The organism is Rhodovulum viride, from assembly GCF_003265965.1.
Classification (GTDB): Bacteria; Pseudomonadota; Alphaproteobacteria; order Rhodobacterales; family Rhodobacteraceae; genus Rhodovulum; species Rhodovulum kholense.
In genome coordinates, this window is sequence record NZ_MUAV01000013.1 from 24,663 (window position 1) to 44,080 (window position 19,418).

Annotated in this window: 20 protein-coding genes; 12 read left to right on the plus strand and 8 right to left on the minus strand. The window is 67.1% G+C overall.

The annotated features are described in order from the left end of the window. Positions 1-6: 6 nt before the first annotated feature. The 3 genes from BYZ73_RS12170 to BYZ73_RS12180 all read right to left on the minus strand — a co-directional run bounded on the left by BYZ73_RS12170 (position 7) and on the right by BYZ73_RS12180 (position 2,268). Positions 7-1,209: a UbiH/UbiF family hydroxylase gene (locus BYZ73_RS12170; RefSeq protein WP_112316164.1), complete on the minus strand. Its 1,203-nt coding sequence runs from the start codon at positions 1,207-1,209 to the stop codon at positions 7-9. Positions 1,210-1,268: 59 nt separating this feature from the next. After that, a complete protein-coding gene (locus tag BYZ73_RS12175) occupies positions 1,269-1,523 on the minus strand; it encodes a hypothetical protein (protein WP_108023903.1) in 255 nt (84 codons plus the stop codon). Between the two features lie 79 nt (positions 1,524-1,602). Then, on the minus strand, positions 1,603-2,268 hold the full coding sequence (locus tag BYZ73_RS12180) for a pyrimidine 5'-nucleotidase (RefSeq protein ID WP_112316165.1): 666 nt from the start codon (positions 2,266-2,268) through the stop codon (positions 1,603-1,605). Positions 2,269-2,372: 104 nt separating this feature from the next. On the opposite strand from BYZ73_RS12180, the gene BYZ73_RS12185 reads away from it, so the two are divergent. Further along, positions 2,373-3,026 carry a GntR family transcriptional regulator gene (locus BYZ73_RS12185; RefSeq protein ID WP_108023900.1) on the plus strand — a complete coding sequence of 218 codons (654 nt, stop codon included), beginning with the start codon at positions 2,373-2,375 and terminating at the stop codon, positions 3,024-3,026. Here the strand turns inward: BYZ73_RS12185 and BYZ73_RS12190 are convergent. From BYZ73_RS12190 to BYZ73_RS12200, 3 genes are all read right to left on the minus strand, one after another. Continuing rightward, positions 2,993-4,966, minus strand: coding sequence for a glycosyltransferase family 2 protein (locus tag BYZ73_RS12190; RefSeq protein ID WP_245943132.1), 1,974 nt, complete (start codon positions 4,964-4,966; stop codon positions 2,993-2,995). The two genes, BYZ73_RS12185 and BYZ73_RS12190, sit on opposite strands and share 34 nt — an antisense overlap. Positions 4,967-5,104: 138 nt before the next feature. After that, complete coding sequence (locus BYZ73_RS12195) at positions 5,105-6,391, minus strand: homoserine dehydrogenase (protein ID WP_108023898.1); 1,287 nt, start codon at positions 6,389-6,391, stop codon at positions 5,105-5,107. Between the two features lie 94 nt (positions 6,392-6,485). Next, on the minus strand, positions 6,486-6,737 hold the full coding sequence (locus tag BYZ73_RS12200; protein WP_112316166.1) for a hypothetical protein: 252 nt from the start codon (positions 6,735-6,737) through the stop codon (positions 6,486-6,488). A 116-nt stretch (positions 6,738-6,853) separates the two neighbouring features. Here BYZ73_RS12200 and BYZ73_RS12205 point away from each other — a divergent pair, with 116 nt between their 5' ends. Then, entirely contained in the window at positions 6,854-7,441 is a 588-nt protein-coding gene (locus BYZ73_RS12205) for a TetR/AcrR family transcriptional regulator (RefSeq protein WP_108023894.1), read from the plus strand. Positions 7,442-7,548: 107 nt separating this feature from the next. Here the strand turns inward: BYZ73_RS12205 and BYZ73_RS12210 are convergent, their stop codons facing one another. Further along, positions 7,549-7,842 (minus strand): hypothetical protein, encoded by a 294-nt coding sequence (locus BYZ73_RS12210; RefSeq protein WP_075784950.1) that lies wholly within the window; start codon positions 7,840-7,842, stop codon positions 7,549-7,551. Between the two features lie 304 nt (positions 7,843-8,146). Between BYZ73_RS12210 and BYZ73_RS12215 the strand changes: the two genes are divergently transcribed. The 5 genes from BYZ73_RS12215 (at position 8,147) to BYZ73_RS12235 (ending at position 13,910) form a co-directional block, all read left to right on the plus strand. Beyond that, the gene (locus tag BYZ73_RS12215) at positions 8,147-8,626 is read left to right on the plus strand and encodes a hypothetical protein (protein ID WP_112316167.1); all 480 of its coding nucleotides are present in this window, start codon (positions 8,147-8,149) and stop codon (positions 8,624-8,626) included. Positions 8,627-8,725: 99 nt separating this feature from the next. After that, on the plus strand, positions 8,726-10,699 hold the full coding sequence (gene dnaG / locus BYZ73_RS12220; protein WP_112316168.1) for a DNA primase: 1,974 nt from the start codon (positions 8,726-8,728) through the stop codon (positions 10,697-10,699). Positions 10,700-10,805: 106 nt separating this feature from the next. Beyond that, entirely contained in the window at positions 10,806-12,794 is a 1,989-nt protein-coding gene (rpoD, locus tag BYZ73_RS12225) for an RNA polymerase sigma factor RpoD (RefSeq protein WP_108023886.1), read from the plus strand. A 24-nt stretch (positions 12,795-12,818) separates the two neighbouring features. Then, complete coding sequence (locus BYZ73_RS12230) at positions 12,819-13,319, plus strand: mismatch-specific DNA-glycosylase (protein ID WP_112316169.1); 501 nt, start codon at positions 12,819-12,821, stop codon at positions 13,317-13,319. Between the two features lie 141 nt (positions 13,320-13,460). Continuing rightward, complete coding sequence (locus BYZ73_RS12235; RefSeq protein WP_108023882.1) at positions 13,461-13,910, plus strand: hypothetical protein; 450 nt, start codon at positions 13,461-13,463, stop codon at positions 13,908-13,910. 229 nt (positions 13,911-14,139) lie between these two features. Here the strand turns inward: BYZ73_RS12235 and BYZ73_RS12240 are convergent, their stop codons facing one another. After that, on the minus strand, positions 14,140-14,373 hold the full coding sequence (locus tag BYZ73_RS12240; RefSeq protein WP_181498042.1) for a hypothetical protein: 234 nt from the start codon (positions 14,371-14,373) through the stop codon (positions 14,140-14,142). 311 nt (positions 14,374-14,684) lie between these two features. Between BYZ73_RS12240 and BYZ73_RS22395 the strand changes: the two genes are divergently transcribed. The 5 genes from BYZ73_RS22395 to BYZ73_RS12260 all read left to right on the plus strand — a co-directional run bounded on the left by BYZ73_RS22395 (position 14,685) and on the right by BYZ73_RS12260 (position 19,413). Further along, the gene (locus BYZ73_RS22395; RefSeq protein ID WP_146746292.1) at positions 14,685-14,993 is read left to right on the plus strand and encodes a hypothetical protein; all 309 of its coding nucleotides are present in this window, start codon (positions 14,685-14,687) and stop codon (positions 14,991-14,993) included. 268 nt (positions 14,994-15,261) lie between these two features. Continuing rightward, entirely contained in the window at positions 15,262-15,801 is a 540-nt protein-coding gene (gene ubiT / locus BYZ73_RS12245) for a ubiquinone anaerobic biosynthesis accessory factor UbiT (RefSeq protein ID WP_245895497.1), read from the plus strand. Continuing rightward, positions 15,798-16,796 (plus strand): ubiquinone anaerobic biosynthesis protein UbiU, encoded by a 999-nt coding sequence (ubiU, locus tag BYZ73_RS12250; RefSeq protein ID WP_112316171.1) that lies wholly within the window; start codon positions 15,798-15,800, stop codon positions 16,794-16,796. The genes ubiT and ubiU overlap by 4 nt, the downstream gene beginning before the upstream one ends. A gap of 5 nt (positions 16,797-16,801) precedes the next feature. Beyond that, positions 16,802-17,725, plus strand: a complete 924-nt coding sequence (ubiV, locus tag BYZ73_RS12255) for a ubiquinone anaerobic biosynthesis protein UbiV (RefSeq protein WP_245943133.1) — start codon at positions 16,802-16,804, stop codon at positions 17,723-17,725. A 344-nt stretch (positions 17,726-18,069) separates the two neighbouring features. Beyond that, positions 18,070-19,413 carry an alanine/glycine:cation symporter family protein gene (locus BYZ73_RS12260; protein ID WP_112316173.1) on the plus strand — a complete coding sequence of 448 codons (1,344 nt, stop codon included), beginning with the start codon at positions 18,070-18,072 and terminating at the stop codon, positions 19,411-19,413. Positions 19,414-19,418: the final 5 nt, after the last annotated feature.

A 19,418-nucleotide genomic window follows, 5' to 3' on the forward strand; every position in this document is an offset into this window, starting at 1 on the left:
GCGCGCTTACCCCCGCGCACCCATGCCCAGCCGCATCAGTGTCCTGCGCACCGGTTTCAGCGCGTAAAGGCTGGCCACGCCCGCCGCCCGCAGATCGCGCAGCGGCTGTGCCGATTGCATCGAGGCGCGGTTCAGGATGTCGATGCCGGTCACGCGGGCCAGCACCTCGGGGTGGCGGCGGCGGTGATAGAGATCGAGCATCGGCTCTTCGCCGATCCGGTTCGGTGCGGCGCGGCACAGGTCCAGCAGCACGCGCAGATCGGCGAGGCTCATGTTCAGGCCCTGCGCGCCAATCGGTGGCATCACATGCGCGGCCTCGGCGATCAGCGCGGTGCGTTCCCCGGACATGCGGTGCGCGACCTGGCTGATGATCGGCCAGACGGTGCGTCGCGTTTCCAGCCGCAAGGGGCCGTAGATCGCGCCCGACCGGGCGGTCATCTCGGCATTGAACTCGGCCTCGGGCAGGGCGGCAAGGCGCAGCACTTCGGGGCCGCGTTCCATCCAGACGATGGCCGAACAGGGCCGGCCGTCGCGGTCGGGCAGCGGCACCAGCGTGAACGGCCCGCCCGAGCGGTGGATCTCGGTCGAGACATTGCCATGGGGCTCGGGATGGGTGACGGCGAAGGCCAGGGCCTTCTGGCCATAGCGCATGGTGCGCACGCCGATCCCCAGCGATTCGCGAACGGGCGAATTGCGCCCGTCGGCGCCGATCAGCAGCTGGGCCGAAACCTTCGTGCCGTCGCTGAGATCGACCAGCGCCTCGGTGTCGCGGGTCAGCACCGCGGCGGTGGCGGTGCCTGGGCGGAAATCGACATTGGGCAGGCCTTCGAGTCGCCGCACCATCTCGCGCCGCAACAGCCAGTTGGGCAGGTTCCAGCCGAAGGGCAGGTCCGACACGTCGGTCGCGTTGAAATCGCGGGTGATGCGCGGCGAGGGGATCTTGCCACCGGCATCGACGATCCGCATCACCTGCAGATCGGTCGCGAATGGCGCCAGCCGGTCCCAGAGCCCGGCGGCCTTCAGCACGGCAAGCGAGGGTTGCAGGAAAGCCGTGCTGCGCAGGTCGGCGCCCTCGGCGGTTTCCTCGGTGACCGGCGGAGCGGGGTCCACGCAGATCACGGAATAGCCCTCGGTGCCGAACAGCGCCGCGGCGGTCAGTCCGGCGACGCCGCCGCCGGAAATCAGGATATCGGTGGAAATGCGCGTCATCTGGGTGCCTCCTGATCCTCAGATAGCCTGCTGGCCTCCGGGGTCCAAGAGGACGTTGCTCAGCCGCGGCTGATCCAGATCAGCATCCCGAGGCAGATCCAGGTCGCGACGACCGCGGGCAGGTAGAGGCCCAGCACGCCCCATTGCAGGATCGCGACGATCCACAGGCAGACGCCGCCGCCGACCAGATACCAGACGTTGTCTGCGTCGCCTTCATTCAGGTCGCGGGCGATCCAGCCGATCACCGGAATGGCATAGAAGATGCGCAGCCAGCGCGGCGTTTCGGTGGGTTCGACGGACGTTTCCGATGTCATGCGATTCTCCCTTGGATGCTCCCGATATGGGGGCCGGTCGCGGATGCCCCGCGCGGCATCCCGTCGCATACAATGGTGTTCAAGGCAAGGCCGACCAAATGCGGCACAGGCGTCCGAGAAAGGCCGTCAGGTCGTCGGTATGGTGGTGGATATGGACCGCGTCCTCGCGGACCGGGGCCACATGCACGGTGCGCATGCCCATGGCGCAGGGTTCGGCCAGGTTGCGGGCATCGTCCTCGAAGATCGCGGCCTCGCCCGGGACGATGCCGCCAAGTGCCGCGACCGTCTCGAAGGCCTCGCGCCGGGGCTTGGGGATGTAGCCCGCATGTTCGACCCCGAAGACCGCGTCGAACACGCCGTCGAGCCCGCGCGCCGCCAGCACCCGCTCGGCATAGGGCGCCGAGCCATTGGTATGTACGATCTTGCGCCCCGGCAGGGCGGCGATGCCCGCGCGCAGGTCCGGATCGGGCCGGATCTGGTCCAGCGAGATGTCGTGGACGCGGGTCATGTAGGGACCTGGCTCGACCCCGTGCAGCGCCATCAGCCCGGCCAGAGTCGTCCCGAATTCGGCCCAGTAGCTTTTGCGCAGGCGGTTGGCTTCGGGCTCGGCCACGCCCAGCGTCTCCATGACGAAGGCGGTCATCCGGACCTCGATCTGGTCGAAAAGTCGTATTTCGGGCGGATACAGTGTGTTGTCCAGATCGAAGACCCAGCCGCTCAGGTTCGAGAAATCTTTAGGCATCATGCGCCTTTGGATAGGGATCTGCGGCAATCGGCACAAGGAGGAGGACTTGATTTGCCCGGCCTCGGAGTCCTATTGTCTACCATCGTATGCAGGAGCCCATGGTTATGAAGGACGTCAGACCCGCACAAAAGGATGCCTACGAGTTGATTCTCGAGGCGATCGACGTCGGTGTCTATCGTCCCGGGGACCGGCTTGTCGAGAGCGAGCTGGCCGAACGCTTCGGTGTGTCGCGCACGCCGATCCGCGAGGCGCTGCAGCGCCTGGAAACCCAGTCGCTGTTGTCGCGCGACGGGCGCAGCCTGATCGTAGCCTCGCTGACCCATGATCAGATGGCCGAGCTTTACGTGGTGCGGGCCGAGCTCGAAGGGCTGGCGGCGCGGCTGGCGGCGCGGCACGCCACCGCCGAGGAGACCCGGGTGCTGCGCGCCATGGTCGAGGACGATTTCAAGTTGCTGAACGACCCGGCCGCGTTGGCGCGGGCGAACCGGCGGTTCCACAAGCAGATCCATCTGGCCTCGCACAACCGCTATCTGGTGCAGCAGCTCGATCTGGTGCATCGGACCATGGCGCTGATGGCGACGACCTCGCTGGCGGTCGAGGGGCGGGGGCGAGATGCGCTGGCCGAGCATGACGCCATCGTCGGCGCCATCGAGGCGGGCGACGGCGATGCGGCCTATGATGCGCTCAAGCGGCATATCTCGATCGCGTTCGAGACGCGGCTGCGTCACGACGCCGACGCGATGCTGGCCGAGGGCTGACCCTCGGGGCTGTGTGGCCGGGCCTCGGCCATGATTTCGGCGGCGCGGCGCGCCTCGTCTTCATGCAGCCCGTGCCGGGTCTTGTCCCAGTAGAACGGCCGCACGGCCATTTCCCAGAGCGCCTTGTAGGACCCGAGCGAGGCCAGCGGGAAGTAAAGATGCAGCGTCGGCAGCCAGGGGATAAGCCCGGGCTTGCCCGCCCGCGCCAGTCCCAGCGCGCCGATGGCCAGGTTGACGGCCTCGGCGGCGATGAAAAGCGCGAACAGCACCGCAAGACCGGTCGGCGTCAGCGTCGCGGTCAGCGGATGCGGCAGCCCCAGCGGCACCAGCCAGAACGACCACAAGAGCGGCGCAAAGACGAATTGCGTGAGCGTGCCCAGAAACATCACCTGCATCCCGAAGGTGCCCCAGGGGCCAAGCTGGCGCAGCAACTGGCCGGGGCGGCGGCTGTGGGTGGTCCAGGTCATGGCGTAGCCCTTGAGCCAGCGCGAGCGTTGCCGCACCCAGGGCCAGGCGCTGCAATTGGCCTCTTCCTCGGTGACGCTGTCGAGAAATTCGGTGCGGTAGCCGTGGCGGGCCAGACGGATGCCCAGATCGGCATCCTCGGTGACGTTATGGGCGTCCCAGCCGCCCAGGGCCTCGAGCGCGGGGCGCCGGAAGAACAGCGTCGTGCCGCCCAGCGGCACCGGCACGCCAAGCCGTGCGAGCCCGGGCAGGATCACCCGGAACCAGGCGGCATATTCGGCGGTGAAACAGCGCGCCAGCCAGTTGGCCCGGGAGTTGTAGAAATCGAGCACGCCTTGCAGGCAGGCGACCTCGGGGCCCCGGCTGTGGAAATGCGCGACCATCCGGCGGATCTGATCCGGGGCGGGGGCGTCTTCGGCGTCGTAGACCCCGATGATCGACCCGCGGCAGAATTCCAGCGCATAGTTCAGCGCGCGCGGCTTGGTCTTCAGCTGCCCCTTGGGCACGGTCAGGCAGCGCATCCAGGGCGGCAGGCGGGTGCGGTCGAGCATGCCGCGCGTGGCACTGTCGTCGGCCTCAGTGACGAGGCAGATGTCAAGCAAGGCGCGCGGATAATCGAGCCGCGCCAGCCGGGCGATCAGCCGGGGCGCCAGTTCGGTTTCGCGGTGCAGCGGCACCAGGATCGACACGGCGGGCAGCCGGGCGATGGTGGGTTCGGGGGCGGGCGGATGGCGCCGGGCATGCAGCAGGGCGCGGACCTGCGCGGTCGCGGCCGCGGCCTTCAGCGCCGTGCCCAGAACCATCCAGAGCACGGTCCAGAGGGTCAGCAGCGTCAGCACGGCCCGCGGCGAGATCAGCGCGGCGAGCCCGAGGCCCGAGAGACCCAGCGCCACCCCGGCGCGGGGGCCCGCGTGATACCAGAACCGGCAGCTGTCCCAGGCCCCGACCCGGGTTTCCGCCGCCCGCGCCAGAGCGGGTGCGCGCCGCGCGGCCAGCGCCTCCTGCAATTCGCCCTCGCGGCAGATCACCATCACCGCGGGCTGAAGATCGGCGGGCAGGTCGGCGCGGTGATCCTCGAACCGTTCGGGCCGGGCGGTGGCGATCAGGGTGGCGCCGCCGACCCGGCGCCAGGGCAGCAGCCCGTCGCGCAGGCAGCGGGCCGGGCCGAGACTGTCGATCAGGCGGGGGTCGGGCGGGTAGGACTGAAAATCGGCGCGCCCGGTGCCATGCAGTCGACACAGCGTCGCGTCGATCTCGTCGGGCAGTACCAGACCTTCGGCCAGCAGCAGATCGGCCAGCCGGATCTCCATCCGGGCCCGCCCGGCCAGCGCGCCGCCAAGTGCCTCGGGCGACAGCGCCCCCGAGGCCAGCAGCAATTCCCCCAGCCGCAGGTCGTTCGGGCGGGCAGGCGCGACAGACTCGGGGGAGGACGCGCGGCGACTGCGCGCCGACGCCAGGGAAATGACCTGCGGCATGGGGCTCCCGTTCGGCGAGAAACCCTGCCTTAATGCCCCGTTAAGGTTAATCGGCGGTAAATTGCCGGTGACGCAACGTCACTTTTGAGCGGACGGAAACAATTCGTGACCATCCCGCACGCCCCGGGGGGCTATGGGTCAGACGTCCTCGATCCGGATCGCGACCGGGGCGCCCACCACGACGCCTGTTTCGGCGAATCCCTCCAGCGCCTGATCCAGCGCGTCGCGGGTGGTTTTGTGGGTGACGACCAGAACCGGGGCGGTGGTCTCGCTGTGGCGGGTCTGGCGCATGCGGTTGATCGAGACCCCGGCCTCGCCCAGCACCGCCGCCACCTTGGCAAGCGCGCCGGGCTTGTCCTGCAGCTCCATCCGCAGATAGTAGGGCGCCGCGACCGTGGCCCGGGCCGGGCGGGCGCTTTCAAGCCCGGCGGCAGGCTGGCCGAAGGTCGCCACACGATAGCCGCGGGCAATGTCGATCACGTCCGACATCACCGCGCTGGCGGTCGGACCCTCGCCCGCGCCCGCGCCGCGCAGCACGATCTGGCCGACCGCGTCACCTTCCAGCACCACCATGTTGGTCGCACCCTCAAGCTGGCCCAGCGGAGACTGCGCGGGCACCAGGCAGGGCGACATCCGCTGTTCAAGCCCGCGCCCGGTCATCTGCGCGACGCCCAGAAGCTTGATCCGGAAGCCCATATCGGCGGCGTGGCGGATATCGACGATCGAGATCCGTTCGATCCCCTCCAGCTCGACCGCGTCGAAATCGACCCGGGTGCCGAAGGCGATGGCGGTCAGCAGGGACAGCTTGTGGCCCGCATCGATGCCGCCCACATCTAGCGTAGGATCGGCCTCGAGATAGCCAAGCGCCTGCGCCTCTTCGAAGACGGTTTCATAGGGCAGGCCATCGCGTTCCATCCGGGTCAGGATGTAGTTGCAGGTGCCGTTCATCACCCCCATGATCCGGGCGATCTGGTTGCCGGCAAGTCCCTCGGTCAGCGCCTTGACGACCGGGATGCCGCCCGCAACGGCCGCCTCGAACCGGATCACCCGGCCCGCCGCCTCGGCGGTCTCGGCCAGGGTCTGCCCATGGATCGCCAGCATCGCCTTGTTCGCGGTCACCACGTCCTTGCCCGCGGCCAGCGCGGCCTCGGTCGCGGCCTTGGCGGGGCCATCCGAGCCGCCCATCAGTTCGACCAGGACATCGACATCGTCGCGCCGGGCCAGGGCCACCGGATCGTCCTCCCAAGCATAGCCCGACAGATCGACGCCGCGATCCTTGCCGCGGCTGCGCGCCGAAACCGCCGTGACGACCACCGGCCGCCCGCCGCGCTGGGCCAGCAGATTGGCGCGGGACTGGACGATCTTGAGGACGCCGGCTCCGACGGTGCCGAGACCGGCGATGCCAAGACGCAAGGGGGTAGTCATGAAGGCGGCTCCCGGATCACAGGCTGAGGGTTCGCGGGTTGTTAGCGCGAAGCCGCCGGGCATGCAACGCGACCGGGGCGCGCCCGGGGGCGGCTCAGATCTCGCGGGCGCGCAGCCGAGCCGCGCGGGCCTTCAGCGACGCGGCACGCCCTTCCAGAGAGGGCTCGGGCGGCGCTTGGTCCCGAACCGCCTGCACCCGGTCCAGAAGCGGGTCGATCGGGGCGATTTCGGGCGCAAGCGTCGGTCCCGTCACGGCGCGTTCGGCCGCGTCGATCTCGGGGAAATCGGTGCAGGCGGCAAGCGCGGGCAGCAGCGCTGCGGCAAGGCATAGGGGCAGGCGCGCCATGGGCTCCTCCGTTGACCGCGCGCACCATAGACGGGGCGGCCGGGCGACGGCAAGACGGCGCAGGACGCGGATGGGGCAGGGATTGAACTGAACGCGCGTTCAGATACTCTGGGGCGATGGCACGCACCTCCGGGTCCCATTCCGAGATCACCGGCCCGCGGCTGCGGGCGGCGGCGCAGGCGCTGTTTGCCCGGCACGGGTACGCTGCGGTGTCGATGCGCCGGATCGCGGCCGAGGTGGGCGTGCAGGCGGGGGCGCTTTACAACTACATCCCGGACAAGCAGGGGCTGTTGTTCGAGCTGATGAAAAGCCATCTCGACGAGCTTCTGGCCGCCTGGGAGGCGCTGCCCAAGGGCACGGGCGCGCGCGACGCGCTGGAGGCCTTCACCCGTTTCCACGTGCGCTTTCACCTCGACCGGCCCGATGCGGTCTTCATCGCCTATATGGAGCTGCGCAACCTCGAGCCCGCGAATTTCCGGGCGATCGAGGCGCTGCGCCGCCGCTACGAGACCGTGCTGGAGGACATCCTGCGCCAGGGCGCGGCCGAAGGGGCGTTCGATGTGGCCGACAGCAAGCATGCAGCCTTCGCGGTGATCGCGATGCTGACCGGGGTCACCACTTGGTACCGCGACGAGGGGCGGCTGAGTCGCGCCGAGGTCGAGGATCTTTACTGGAGCATGGTGCGAAAGGCCGTCTCGGCCTGACGCGCGGACTGTCCGACGCGGCGGCGTCCCAAGTGCCTAAAACGCAAAACCCGCCGAGAGGTCCCGGCGGGTTCCGCGCCCAAAACGGCTGGCTTTGGCCGGCCCGCTTACTTCTGCGGTTCGCCGGTCATGATGCCGCGAATGAACTTGCTGACCGGGCTGTCGCCGGTGGCTTTGCTGCCGCCTTCGGCCGACGGAAGCTCGGTATCGAACATGGTCGCCTTGTCGCTGAGCAGCGGCCATTTCATCATGTCGGACAGCGGGGTCGTCCCGGTGGTCAGTTCGACCTGGGACTTGCGGCCCGACAGCAGCGGCCACTTGAACTGGCTGGAGAACGGCGTCGGATCGTCCGTTTTCAGCTCGGTTTTCGAGTTGGACGCGCTGAGCAGAGGCCAGTTCATCCGATTCGAGAACGGAGTCGGGTCTTCCAGGAGTTGCGCGGGCTTTTCCGAAGTTTTGTCAGTCATGATCCACCTGTGTTGATCCTGTCCACCAAAATGAATTGGCTTCCCCCCAAAGATGGCGACTTCGTCGCCTCGGGCAAGGTGCTTTTTCGCCGCGTCTGTCCGGTCGCGGCTTGACGTCGGCTCTTTCGCCCAACAAGAGGCGAGCCTACGCGAGACTCTGCCGGAATCACAAGGCGGCGTGGCGGGGTCTGCACGAATTTGATGCAGTCCGAGTCGGGCGCGCGGCGAAGGGGCGGAAATGACGGAAGAATTGGCAACGCTCAGGGTGTCCGCCCTGCGCCGGGTGATCGGACTGGGCGTGCTTCTGGCACTGGCGGGGCTGCTGTTGCAGATCGCCCTCGTGCATCCGCCCGCTGCGATCGGTTACCGTGCGTTCCTGCTGGCGATGGGGGCGGGTGCGCTGGCTTTGGCCGAGGCGATGCGCCGGGCGACGGCGCGCCGGCTGGTGCTGGCGCGCGAGGGTCTTTTCGACGACCGCGGGCGCGAACTGGCGCGGATCGAGCGAATCTCCGGGCTCGACCGGGGCATGCTGGCCTTCAAGCCCTCGAACGGGTTTTCCCTGAGCCTGACCGAACCGCTGCCCCGCGCCTGGGCGCCGGGGGTCTGGTGGCGGTTCGGCCGCCGGGTGGGCGTGGGCGGCGTGACCTCGGCGGGCGAGGCCAAGGCGATGGCCGAGATCCTGACCGCGCTGTTGCAGGAACAGGCCGGGCGGGGCTGAGCCGAAACCGGCCGCCGTCCCGCGTCTGGTGGCCACTCGCAGCTGCCCGCAGGCCCGGCCGATATGGACAGCCGCCCCCCGCGCCCGATATTGTTCGGCATGAGCTTGCCCCCCGGATTCCTCGACGAGTTGCGCACGCGGACCTCCATCGCCCAGGTGGTGGGGCGCAAGGTCCTGTGGGACGCGCGGAAGTCGAACCAGGGCAAGGGCGATCTCTGGGCGCCGTGCCCGTTCCATCAGGAGAAGACTGCCAGTTTCCATGTCGACGACCGCAAGGGCTATTACTATTGCTTCGGCTGCCAGGCGAAGGGCGACGCGGTCAAGTTCGTGCAGGAAACCGAGAATGTCGGCTTCATGGAGGCGGTCGAGATCCTGGCCCGCGAGGCCGGGATGCCGATGCCGGTGCGCGATCCCGCCGACAAGGTCAGGGCCGACCGCCAGACCCGCCTGCTGGAGGTGATGGAGGTCGCCCAGCGCCATTACCGGATGCAGTTGCAGACCGGCGCGGGCGCCGAGGCGCGGGCTTATCTGGCGGGGCGTGGCCTGTCGCCCGAGGCACAGGCGCGCTGGGAGATCGGCTTTGCGCCCCCTGGCTGGCAGGGGCTGTGGGAGCATCTGACCGGGCGCGGGCTCGACCCAGACCTGATTCTCGCGGCCGGCCTGGCGCGGCCCTCGGACAAGGGGCGTCAGCCCTATGACGTCTTCCGCAACCGGATCCTCTTTCCGATCCGCGACGGGCGTGGCCGGGTCATCGCCTTTGGCGGCCGGGCGATGGACCCGAACGACAATGCCAAATACCTGAACTCGCCCCAGACCGAGCTTTTCGACAAGGGGCATACGCTCTTCAACCTCGACCGGGCGCGCGAGGCGGCGGGCAAGGGCCAGCCGCTGGTGGTGGCCGAAGGCTACATGGACGTGATCGCGCTGTCCGAGGCGGGGTTCGGTGCGGCCGTGGCGCCTTTGGGCACAGCCGTCACCGAGCATCAGCTGCGGCTGTTGTGGCGCATTCATCCCGAGCCGGTGATCGCGCTCGATGGCGACAAGGCCGGGATCGGCGCGGCGCGGCGGGTGATGGATCTGGCGCTGCCGCTGCTTGAGGCGGGGCAGGCGCTGCGCTTTGCGATCCTGCCGCCCGGGCAGGACCCCGACGAGGTGATCCGGGCGGGCGGCGCCGGGGCGATGCGCAAGATCCTCGACGAGGCCCGGCCGATGGTTCAGATCCTCTGGGACCGGGCGACCGAGGGCCGGGTCTTTGACAGCCCCGAACGCCGCGCCGCGCTGGAACGCGACCTTACCGCCGCCATCGGCAGGATCCCCGACCAGACCCTGCGCCATCATTACGCCGAAGAGCTGAAACGCCTGCGCTGGGAGCTGTTCCGTCCGGCGCGGACCGGCGGCGGGGCACGCAAGGGCGGCTGGCCGCGCGCGCCGAGCCTGAGGCCTGTTGCCAGCACCAAAAGTTCCGAGCTGGTGCAGGCGATCCCGCGTTTCGAGGAAGAGCTGCGCGAGGCGGTGATTCTGGCCGCGCTGATCACCCATCCCGAGTTGATCGCACAATTCGCGGGCGAGCTCGAGACGCTGGTCTGCGCCGCGCCCGACCATGCCGCCCTGCAACAGGCGCTGCTGAGCCTGCCGCCGCAGGACGACCGCGATGCCATGCTGGCCGCGGTCGAACGGCGCATCGGACCCGAGCCCCTTGAAAAGCTCTTCTCGCTCAGCCATGTGCGCATTGCGCCGCCGGTTCATGCCCCGGGCGACACCGAAAAGGCCGCACTTTGCATCTCGCACGAGTTCAACCGTCTGATCCGGCTTCGCGGGGCAGAACGGGATATCGAGGAGGGCATGCGCGACCTGGAAGGCTTCGCCGACGAGGGGGTGACCTGGCGCCTGAGCCAGGCGGCCCGGGCGCGGCATGGCGCCGGTCTCTCTCAGGACGAGGACGAGGCCGACTTCGAGCTTGCCCCGAACGGGGCGCATGTGGACCGGGACGAACGCGATGCCTTCGCCGAACTTCTGGACCGAATCGACTATGGCAAAGGAAGAACGTCACGCCGCAATGCCCCGGAAAGTTGAGATTTGATCAACGAATCGGGGCTACACAGGTGTTCTTCCCGTTGATTCGCGCTATTGAGTCGGTTTGACCCGGTGGACGAATCAGCCATCCTGCAAGGAGACCTTCATGGCCGCCAAGGACACGGACGACAGCAAGACCGACGAGCAGGACGCCGACCTCGCGCTCGACATGAGCCAGGCTGCGGTCAAGAAGATGATCGCCGAGGCCAAGGAGCGCGGCTACATCACCTATGACCAGCTCAACCAGGTGCTGCCGCCCGACCAGGTGTCCTCGGAACAGATCGAGGACGTGATGTCGATGCTCTCCGAGATGGGCATCAACATCATCGAGGAAGACGAGGCCGAAGAGGGCGAGGAGAAATCGACAGAAGTGGTCGAGACCTCCACCTCGCGCGAGGTCGCGCTGGCCACCAGTACGTCCGAGACGCTGGACCGCACCGACGACCCGGTGCGGATGTACCTGCGCGAGATGGGCTCGGTCGAACTGCTGTCGCGCGAGGGCGAGATCGCCATCGCCAAGCGGATCGAGGCCGGGCGCAACACGATGATCGCGGGGCTCTGCGAAAGCCCGCTGACCTTTCAGGCGATCACCATCTGGCGCGACGAGCTTCTGAACGAAGACATCCTGCTGCGCGACGTGATCGACCTCGACGCCACCTTCGGGCGCTCGCTCGAAGAGGACGAGGGCGACGAGCCTGTCGTCGACGGGCTCGAGGTCGAAGCCGCGAACCCCAACAGCCGCAAGGACGAGGACAGCCCCGAGCTTGACGCCGACGGCAACCCGATCCGCCGCGACGACGACGACGAGGACGAGGAACAGGCCAACATGAGCCTCGCGGCCATGGAGGCGGCGCTGAAACCGCGCGTGCTGGAAACCCTCGACCAGATCGCCGAGGACTATTCCAAGCTCTCCGAGATCCAGGACAAGCGGATCCAGGCCACGCTGAGCACGACCCATCGCTTTTCCGACAAGGACGAGGCCGAATACCAGAAGCTGCGCGCCGAGATCGTGCTGCTGGTCAACGAGCTTCATCTGCACAACAACCGGATCGAGGCGCTGATCGACCAGCTTTACGGGATCAACCGCAAGATCATGTCGATCGACAGCGCCATGGTGAAGCTGGCCGACCAGGCCCGCATCAACCGGCGCGAATTCATCGACGAGTATCGCGGCCACGAGCTCGACCCGAACTGGATGGATCACATGGCCCGCAAGGGCGGGCGCGGCTGGGCGGCCTTCACCGAACGGTCGGGCCACAAGGTCAGCGAATTGCGCGCCGACATGGCCCAAGTCGGCCAGTATGTCGGCGTCGACATCAGCGAATTCCGCCGGATCGTGAACCAGGTCCAGAAGGGCGAGAAGGAAGCCCGTCAGGCCAAGAAGGAAATGGTCGAGGCGAACCTGCGTCTGGTGATCTCGATCGCCAAGAAATACACCAACCGCGGGCTGCAGTTCCTCGACCTGATCCAGGAAGGCAATATCGGCCTGATGAAGGCGGTCGACAAGTTCGAGTACCGCCGCGGCTACAAGTTCTCGACCTATGCCACTTGGTGGATTCGGCAGGCCATCACCCGGTCCATCGCGGATCAGGCGCGCACCATCCGTATCCCGGTCCACATGATCGAGACGATCAACAAGCTGGTCCGGACCGGCCGCCAGATGCTGCACGAGATCGGCCGCGAGCCGACGCCCGAGGAACTGGCCGAAAAGCTGCAGATGCCGCTGGAAAAGGTTCGCAAGGTGATGAAGATCGCCAAGGAACCGATCAGCCTCGAGACGCCCATCGGCGACGAGGAAGACAGCCAGCTTGGCGATTTCATCGAGGACAAGAACGCGGTCCTGCCGCTCGATTCGGCCATTCAGGAGAACCTGAAAGAGACGACGACGCGGGTTCTGGCCTCGCTGACCCCGCGCGAGGAACGGGTGCTGCGGATGCGCTTTGGCATCGGCATGAATACCGACCACACGCTGGAAGAGGTCGGCCAGCAATTCAGCGTGACCCGCGAACGGATCCGCCAGATCGAGGCCAAGGCGCTGAGAAAGCTCAAGCATCCCAGCCGGTCTCGCAAGCTCAGAAGCTTCCTCGACCAGTAACGGAGGCCTCCGGCGGGCGCGGCCATGGGATCGGAGGACATCCTTCCCGACTACGTCGCGCCCGATCTGCGCACTGTCTTTTGCGGCATGGCCGCGGGGCCCCGCTCGGCAGAGCTGGGCCTTTACTATGCCGGGCGGGGGAACCGGTTCTGGCCCGTGCTCTTTCGCGCAGGGCTGGTGCCCGAACCTCTGGCCGTCGGCGACGAGGCGCGGTTGCTGGCGCTGGGGATCGGGCTGACCGATCTGGCCAAGGGCGCCTGGGGCATGGATGCGGCCGTCCCGGCCGCCGCCCACGACGCCGACCGCCTGGCCCGCTTCGTCGAGATCTGGAGGCCCCGCAGCCTGGCCTTCAACGGCAAGCGCGCCGCGCAGGTCTTTCTGGGGGTCAAGCGACTGGGCTATGGCCAGTTCGATCATGACGGGCTGCCGGTCTGGGTGCTGCCCTCGACCTCGGGCGCTGCGTCTCGATACTGGGACGAAGCCGTCTGGCGTGACTTCGGGGCGGCGCTGCAGGGCAGGGGGTGACGGCGCGCCTGGACAGGTCGCAGGCCTGCGGACCGTGCCGAAGCCGTGATCGCGCCCCCCTTGCCGGGACCGGGCCGGGGTTCTATCCAAGGGAGAACGTGTCCGCATGCCAGTCCCGCGGGCCGGACGGAGATCGCCCAGATGCGCCTTTTGCCTTGTCTCGCCATTCTTGCCGCCACCGCCAGCCTGGCCGCCTGCGTCCCGCAAGGCGGGCCGACCCGTGCGCCGCACGCGATTCTGACCGACCATGGCAACCGGGTCGATCCGACCGGCAATCCCGGCGAATTCGAGGTGCTGGCGCGGCCCGGCGACGGCGGGGCCCAGCTCTGGTGCGCGGCCGGCGAATTCGCGCAAAGCCAGCTGCGCGCGAGCCCGGATCGGCGGATCTATCTGGTGACCCCGCGCGGTCCCAGCGCCACCCGGCCCGGCCGGACTTCGGCGGTCTTCACCGTGATGCCCAGCCCCGAGCTTCAGGCACGGGGCGACGCCATGTCCAACCAGATGCTTCTGGGGGTGCGCAAGGTGGGAACCAATTTCAGTACGATCCATGCCTACATGGTCTGCCGCCCGCCGATCGACGTGCCGGACTGACCGGGGGGCTCCGGGCTCTGCGTTTGACGCGGTTCAGGTGGTTTGATGCGGGGCTGAAAAATAGCAAGCCTTTTCAGTCGGTTGCAATCGGGCTGGTTCACGAGGTTTGATGCCGATGGGCCGATCTGGGCCGGAAACGCCGCAAAACACCCAAAGGTGGCGTAGAAAAAGCCAATGATATCAATGGGGCTTGCGGAAGGTGTGGGCAAATTCGCCCATGCCACACACGCTAAAGGGCACCGTATTCCTTTAGCGATTGAAGGTCGCGCTGCAAGGCGGCTTCCGGGTCCCGCAAGTCGTCGTGTAGCGCCATCGTTGTTGCAGTCTCGAAGCTGACATCGGCCTTCTCTTGGTGATTGAGGATCGCCCCCTCGGCTTGGCCCGGAATGGCAAAGAACGCGCGCGTGGCTCCTGCCGCTCTGAGGACTTGATGCAAATCAAGCCGCTCAACCTCGTGCGCCATCACTTTCGTATATCGCAGGAGTGCCAACCCAAACGCCCAGTTCGGGAATGGCCCCCAATCGACCGGAGGCGTCAGCACCGCAACCATATTGCTCTCGGCCGTCTTCTGGCGATCGGACCGGCCCTCGCGCGGAAAAGCTCATCGGGAAGATATCCACGGACTTTGGGTTGAGGATGGACCGAAGATCCCGGTTCGAAGCCTCCTCGGCATTGGCGAGATTCCGAAGGACCGGACCTCGCCAAGTAGTTGGTTGAACCGCAACGGCATATGCACGCAATGGATGCCTGCCAAGGCCGGTCGCGCTGCCTTCGTTGCAGTTTTCCGATGCACTCGATCAGGCAGAGGATGAACTCCGGGTCGGCCCTTCGAACGCGCATTCCAAGGGCGTTCAAGTCGGCTTCCAGGACCTGCCGGAACCGTCTGGCCATCGCCGCAATCATCGGCCCGGAAGACCCTCGAAGATCGAGGCGGACCCTGAATTGCGTGCCTTTATCGCTGCGCGCATCGACCGGATGACGTTCGACGATATCGTGTCAGAGGTATCGCGCACATCTCCCGAAGGCCGCCGGGTCGCGAAGTCCGCAATCCACGCATGGTGGCAGCGCCGCAGACGCCGTTGACCTTGCGCCGGAGGCCGCCGGGCCATCCAGGATAACCGGGGCTGCCGGGCTCTTCCGGGATCAATTCTCGTGAACCACCGGTATCAAGCCACCTGAACGCCAACAGCGTTTCACGCAGTTGTGAGAGCAGCATCCGCCGGGATCGGCGGGGGCTTGGCCTTGCAGTACAGGCGTTCGTGCGCTCCCTGCGGCAATTGGTGCCCCGGACAGTGCGACAGGTTTGACCTAAGTCAATCCGGATTCTCCCACATCCGGGTATCGACCAGCCATGACAACCGCACCCCAAACTCCACGCCTGCCCGGCGCGTCCGGAGGGTTTCCCTTCCTGCCGCCGCTGCCGCTGTTTCTTCTGCAGCCGGTCCTCAAGCGTATCGTGACCAAGATCGCGGCCGACAATCCGGACATGTTCGACCGGCTGGGCCATCACCGTCACGCCTATTTCCTGATCGACCCGGTCGACATGCCCTTCATGCTGTACCTGCGGCCTGATCCGGAGGCGCTGGACTTCAAGGCGCTGAACCGGCGCCGCGTCCTGCCGCCGCATTGCGCGCGGATTTCGGGCAAGTTCCTCGACCTGCTGACGCTGATGGATACCGAACAGGACGGCGATGCGCTGTTCTTCTCGCGAGATCTGATCGTGACCGGGGATACCGAGGCGGTGGTCTGCCTCCGGAACGCGCTCGACGACGTGGAAGAGCCCATTGCCGAAAGCGTGGCCGACATGTTCGGCGCTCCGGGCCGGGGGGCGCTGAACATGCTGCGCCGGGCGGCCGAGAATGCCCAGAAACGGAAAGGGTCGCACTCATGATCAAACCCGAACTGATCTGTCCGGCGGGGACGCCCGCCGCCTTGCGCTCGGCCGTCGATGCCGGGGCCGATGCGGTCTATTGCGGCTATCAGAACGCTACCAATGCGCGGAACTTCGTGGGGCTGAACTTCACCCCCGAAGAGATGGAGAAATCCATCAAATACGCCCATGACGGCGGCACCAAGGTGCTGATCACGCTGAACACCTTCCCGCCCGCGGGCAATGTGCAGCTGTGGAAGGACGCGGCGGACCTGTCGGCCAAGCTGGGCGCGGATGCCTGCATCGTCGCCGATATCGCGGTCGCGGCCTATATCCAGAAGACCCACCCGCAGATGCGCATCCACCTGTCGGTGCAGGCGGCGGCCTCGTCGCCCGAGGCGATCCGCTACTATGTGCAGGAATTCGGGGTGAAGCGGATCGTGCTGCCCCGGATCATGACCGTCTCCGAGATCCGGGGCCTCGTCGAAGAGATCCCCTGCGAGGTCGAGACCTTCATCTTCGGCAACCACGGTCTGATGGTCGAGGGCCGCTGCTCGCTGACCAATTACGTCACCGGCCAGTCGACCAACATGGACGGCGCCTGTTCGCCCGCCTCCTGCGTGAAATACGAACGCGCCGAGGATGGCAGCATGTCGACGATCCTGGGCGATTACATGATCGACCGCTTCAAGCCGGACGAGACCGCGGGCTATCCGACGATCTGCAAGGGCCGCTACAAATGCGACGCCCGCGATGACGGCTATTATGCCTTCGAGGAGCCGATCAGCCTGAACGCCTCGACGATGCTGCCCGATCTGATCAATGCGGGTGTGCATGCCTTCAAGATCGAGGGCCGCCAACGGAGCCGCGCCTATGTCAAGAAGGTGGTCGCCGCCTTCCGCGAGGCCGTCGATTCGATCATGGCGGGGCAAGAGCCCAAGCTGGCCGACCTGGTGGCGCTGACCGAGGGTCAGAAACACACCGAGGGTGCGCTCAAGACCAAGAAATGGAGGTAAGCCCGATGGCTGCCGAACTGACGCTGGGCCCGAACCTGTTCCACTGGCCCGCCGAGATGAAGCTCGACTTCTACAACCGGATCGCCGACGAAAGCCCGGTCTCGACCGTCTATCTGGGCGAGGTGATCTGTTCCAAGCGGACGCCGTTCTTCGACGACCACCACCTGGACAAGGTCGCCGACCGGCTGGAACGCGCGGGCAAGAAGGTGGTGTTCTGCTCGTTCTCGGAAGTGGTCATCAAGCGCGAACGCAACCTGCTGCGGGACTGGGCCGAGCAGGAGGGCCGCGATCTCGAGGTCAACAACACCGCGGCGCTTCTGTATCTGAAGAACAAGCCGCACCGGATCGGCGCGCTGCTGAACGTCTATAACGAAGACACGATGGCCTATCTCCACGAGCAGGGCGCCAACCATTTCGCGCTTCTGCCCGAGTTGCCGCGGGCCGCGGTTGCCAAGCTGGGCGAGAAGGCGGCCGAACTGGGCGTCGGGCTTGAGGTGCAGGTCTTCGGCCGGGCGTCTCTGGCGCTTTCGGCGCGGTGTTACCATGCCCGGGCGCACGCGCGGACCAAGGACAACTGCCAGTTCGTCTGCGGCGAGGATCTCGACGGCATGACGCTGAAGACGATGGACGAAAAGCCCTTCCTGACGGTCAACGGCATCCAGACGCTCAGCTATGGCTATCTCGACCTGATGCCCGATATCGACGATCTGAAATCGATTGGCGTGACCCATTACCGGGTGATGCCCCATACCTGCGACATGATCGCGGTGACGCGTCTGTTCGACGACGTGCTACAGGGCCGGATGGCCCCGGCCGAAGGCGATGCCAAACTGCGCGAGCTGGGCATCGAGGCGCCCTTCGTGAACGGCTTCTACCATGGGCGGTCCGGCCACACCTGGTCCGACCGGGCGGCGGCCGAGCTGGCGTGAGCCGATGACGATCGAACGGCAGAGCGCAGATCCGCGCTCTGCCCCGCGATCCTCCGTCCCGCCAGACCCTTCCGCGCCTCGCGTCATGCCCTCACGCGCCGCCGCGCTGTCCGTGTCGCAGCGACTGTCCCACTGTCCGGCTCTGCTTCGGGGGGCGGCAGCGGTCGACCTCTTCCCCCTTCGCTCCGCGTTCCGTACCTATTGCCGACCGGATCGGCCGACCGCCCGTGGACCGGTCGCCTGGCCGCGTCAGCGCGCCGGGGGCGCCACGCGCAGCGCTGACCCAATCCCCGCCGTCCGTTCCGGGTCAGGCGGGCCATCCGACAACTAACAGGGAAAAGTACATGTTGGAGATACTCAACTCGATCGACTCATTCGTCTGGGGCCCTCCGGTCCTGGTGCTGCTGCTGGGCACCGGGCTTTATCTGTGCCTGGGACTCCGGTTCCTGCCGCAGCGCAAGCTGGGCTACGGTTTCAAGATGATGCTGGAGGGCCGCAAGAAGGGCGGCGCAGGCCATGAAGGCGAGATCACGCCGTTTCAGGCGCTGACCACCGCGCTTTCGGCGACGATCGGCACCGGCAACATCGCGGGCGTTGCGACCGCGATCTTCCTGGGCGGTCCGGGCGCCGTGTTCTGGATGTGGCTGACCGCGCTGGTGGGCATGGCCACCAAATATGCCGAGGCGGTGCTGGCCGTGCATTACCGCGAGGTCGATGCCAATGGCCGCTATGTCGGCGGGCCGATGTATTACATCAAGAACGGGCTCGGTCCGCGCTTTGCCTGGCTGGCCTGGGTCTTCGCCTTCTTCGCGACCATCGCCGCCTTCGGGATCGGCAACACGGTGCAGGCCAACTCGGTGGCGGATGCGGTCCAGTCGACCTTCGGCATCCCGCATCTGTGGACCGGGATCGCGCTGGCCGTTGTCACCTTCGTGGTGATCGTGGGCGGGGTCCGGCGGATCGGGGCTGTCGCCGAATGGCTGGTGCCGCTGATGGCGGTTCTGTACATCCTTGGCGCGCTGGTCATTCTTGCCGTCAACTACCAGGCCGTGCCGGGCGCGCTGTCGCTGATCTTCGAGGATGCCTTCACCGGCACCGCGGCGACTGGCGGGTTTGCCGGGGCGGCGGTGATGGCCGCCATCCGCTTCGGGGTCGCGCGCGGCGTCTTCTCGAACGAGGCGGGGCTCGGGTCCGCGCCCATCGCCCATGCCGCGGCACTGACCGACGACCCGGTGCGCCAGGGCAACGTCGCGATGCTGGGGACCTTCATCGACACGATCCTTGTCTGCTCGATGACCGCGCTGGTCATCATCACCACCGGGGTCTGGACCAGCGGCGAGACCGGGGCCGCACTGTCGGCGCTGGCCTTCCAGACCGGGTTGCCGGGCGGTGAACTGATCGTCAGCCTCGGGCTGATCGTCTTCGCCTTCACCACGATCCTCGGCTGGAGCTATTACGGCGAACGGGCGGCCGAATACCTGTTCGGGTCGAAGGTGATCCTGCCGTTCCGCCTGCTTTGGGTGGCCGGCGTGGTCTTGGGCGCGGTCGCCAATCTGGGCGTGATCTGGATCGTGGCCGACATCATGAACGCCCTGATGGCCATTCCCAACCTGATCGCGCTGATTGCACTCAGCGGCACGGTCTTCGCCGTGTCCCGCGCCTACTGGCGCGCCAACCGGGCGGGCTGATCCGT